The 3,061-nt window shown below is 74.8% G+C and carries 3 protein-coding genes; 1 reads left to right on the top strand and 2 read right to left on the bottom strand.

All coding sequences use genetic code 11. The annotated features are described in order from the left end of the window. Positions 1-29: 29 nt before the first annotated feature. Positions 30-911, bottom strand: a complete 882-nt coding sequence (locus CWIS_RS12565) for a DsbA family protein (protein ID WP_048343653.1) — start codon at positions 909-911, stop codon at positions 30-32. Between the two features lie 42 nt (positions 912-953). Beyond that, positions 954-1,403: a hypothetical protein gene (locus tag CWIS_RS12560; RefSeq protein WP_156186645.1), complete on the bottom strand. Its 450-nt coding sequence runs from the start codon at positions 1,401-1,403 to the stop codon at positions 954-956. A 195-nt stretch (positions 1,404-1,598) separates the two neighbouring features. On the opposite strand from CWIS_RS12560, the gene phoA reads away from it, so the two are divergent. Next, complete coding sequence (phoA, locus tag CWIS_RS12555) at positions 1,599-3,017, top strand: alkaline phosphatase (protein WP_053071709.1); 1,419 nt, start codon at positions 1,599-1,601, stop codon at positions 3,015-3,017. Positions 3,018-3,061 lie beyond the last annotated feature (44 nt).

Raw genomic sequence — 3,061 nt, 5'->3', positions numbered from 1 at the left:
CCGCGGGGGGGGCCGCCCCCGCCGCACGGTCAGCCGATCTCGGCCTCGACCGCGGCTCGCAGCGTCCCGGGCACCGTGAAGTCGCCCTCCCACCGCTCGCCGTCGATGAGCACGGTCGGTGTGACGGCCTTGCCCTGGGCGTTCAGCGGGATCAGCGCGGGCGTCGCGGCGGCCCACCCGGCGAACAGCCGACCCTTCGGCGTGCTGGTCGTGAACGTCGCGGTCACGTCAGCCGGCACGCCCGCGGACTCGGCGAGCGACGCGAGGGTGTCGTCGTCGAGGCCCTCCGAGCCCTCCTCCGGCTGCGTGCCTTCGGCGAACAGCGATGCCAGGAACGCCGGGAACGCCGCGGGCGCGCGGTCCGCGACCACGCCGAGCGCGTTGACCGCGCGCGTCGAGTAGACCGTCCCGCGGGAGAGCTCGTCGAGGACCGCGACCGGGTGGTAGACGACCGTGACGCCCTGCTGCGCGACGAGCTCGGCCAGGTCGTCGCCGTTGACCTGCTCGAGCACGCCGCACCACGGGCACATCGGGTCGAGGTAGACGTCGACGGTGACCCCGTCGCCGACCGACCCGACACCCGCCGCACTGACCGGGAGCCCGCCGGTCTGCGGGTCGGCCGTCGCGGGAAGGGTGACGTCCGCGAGCGCGGGCGACTGGGTCGGGTACAGGACGTCGGCGGCGACCACCCGGCCTTCCTGAGCACGCAGGACGGCGGAGACGAGCGCGGCGACGAGCCCGAGGACCGCGACGACGACGACCGCGACGACGACGAGGCGCGTGCGCCGGGCCGCGCGCTGCTGGCGCTCCCGCGCCTCGCGGGCCTGCTGGCGCGCGAGCTCGCGACGCTGGTCGCGGGTCGGGTAAGGGGACTTCTGGGACGTGGGCTGCGGGGACTGTGGTGCGGGCATGACGAGGACTCCTTGGTCGGACGTACGGGGACGGGCGGCGGTTCAGACGAACCGCGGCGGTCCCCGGTGCGACCAGGTGGAGGAGTGCCCGACGGCGGAGCGCCACGGCCACCGAGAGGCACGGGCGGGCCCCGCATGGGCGACGACGAGCGTGCCCACAGGCTGCAGCTCGAGACCCCCGACGAGCCGGCGCACGAGCGCGACGAGCGGCGCCGCGAGCCCAGCTGCGTGCAGGCTCACCAGCAGCTCGCGCAGGAGCAGCAGCGGCAGCAACGCGGCAGCAGCCAGGACCACGGACCGCGTCAGCGCGTCCGGGCCGGCCTCGCCCTGCACGCACCCGACCGCGCGCGCGACCGACGTCACGTGCAGCGTCAGTCGGTCCAGGGAGTCAGGCGGCAGGCACAGCTGGGCGAACGCGCGCAGCCGGCCCAGCGCGCCCACCCACACCAGGGTCAGGCTCGCCAGGAGGAGGAGGCGCACACCCCTGGGCATCGGCGCGAGCATAGCCCCGCCCGCTCTCGACCCGACGGGCACCGGCGCTCCGTCCGGTTCGCCCGCGTTTGCCGGATCGTCGTCCGGTGCTCCAGCGCACGACACCCGCGCGGCGGCTGCGCGCCACCCGACGTCGGTGGAGTGGTGCCACCCGCGCGCATCGGGCGGCGGGGCACCACATCGAGGAGCACCCTGATGAGGACACGCATGCTGCGCCCCGCGGCCGTCGCGACGATCGCGCTGGCGCTGACCGCCGGCGCCGCGACGGGCTGGGCGGCCACGGGCAGCCTGGCCGGCAACGGCGACGCCCGCCGCATCGCCGGCGACCAGACGCACCAGCTGCGCAAGCAGCTCGTCGGCGGGCACGCCCGCAACGTCATCCTGCTGATCGGCGACGGGATGGGCGACTCGGAGATCACCGTCGCCCGCAACTACGCGCTGGGCGCGGCGGGCCGGTTCGCGGGCCTCGACGCACTCCCCGTGACCGGTCAGTACACGACGTACGCGCTCGACAAGGCCGACAGCAAGCCGGACTACGTGACGGACTCGGCGGCGTCGGGCACGGCGTGGGCGACGGGCACCAAGTCGTACAACGGCGCGGTCTCCGTCGACGTCACGGGTAAGCCGCAGCGCACGATCCTCGAGCTCGCGCGGGCCAACGGCCTGCGCACGGGCAACGTCTCGACCGCGGAGATCCAGGACGCGACGCCCGCGGTCCTCGCCTCGCACGTGACGAGCCGGTCCTGCTACGGCCCGGTCGCGACGACGAAGACCTGCCCGACGAACGCGCTCGAGTACGGCGGTCTCGGCTCGATCTCCGAGCAGATCCTGGCGACCCGCGCGGACGTCACGCTCGGCGGCGGCGCGAAGTCGTTCGGCGAGACGGCCGTCGCCGGTCCGTGGGCGGGCAAGACGCTGCTGCAGCAGGCCACCGAGCGTGGCTACCAGGTGGTGACCGACGAGGCGGGTCTCGCCCAGGTCCGCACCGCCGACCAGAAGCGACCCGTGCTCGGGCTGTTCGGCGCGGGCAACCTGCCGGTGCGCTGGAACGGCCCGCTCGCCACGCACACCGGCGGCGGCGAGCCCGCGGTGCGCTGCACGCCGAACCCGGCGTACGGCTCCGCGCCGACCCTCGCCGAGCTGACGACGAAGGCGATCGACCTGCTCGACCAGCCCCGCGCGCGCAAGGGCTTCTTCCTGCAGGTCGAGGGCGCGAGCATCGACAAGCAGGACCACGCCGCGAACCCGTGCGGGCAGATCGGTGAGACGGTCGACCTCGACGAGGCCACTCAGGTCGCGCTCGCGTACGCCAAGAAGCACCGCGACACGCTCGTCGTCGTGACGGCGGACCACGCGCACTCGAGCCAGATCGTGGCAGCCGGTTCCACCACGCCCGGGCTGACGCGCACGCTCGTCACCGCCGACGGCAAGAACATGACCGTCGCGTACGGGACGGCCGAGGAGGGCGGCTCGCAGCAGCACACCGGCAGCCAGGTGCGGGTGGCGGCCTACGGACCGTGGGCGGCGAGCGTCGCGGGGCTGACGGACCAGACCGACCTGTTCTTCACGATGCGCGACGCCCTGCGACTCGACCCGAGGGCCCGCACCCGCTGACGTCGGGACGGGCAGCACGCGACCGCCCGCCGCTGGGAGGGGGC

Origin of the sequence: Cellulomonas sp. A375-1 (assembly GCF_001040865.1) — a bacterium.
In the GTDB taxonomy this organism is placed as follows: Bacteria; Actinomycetota; Actinomycetes; order Actinomycetales; family Cellulomonadaceae; genus Cellulomonas; species Cellulomonas gelida.
The sequence above is the reverse complement of the archived record's forward strand: the minus strand, read 5'-3'. Positions and strand labels throughout refer to the sequence as shown.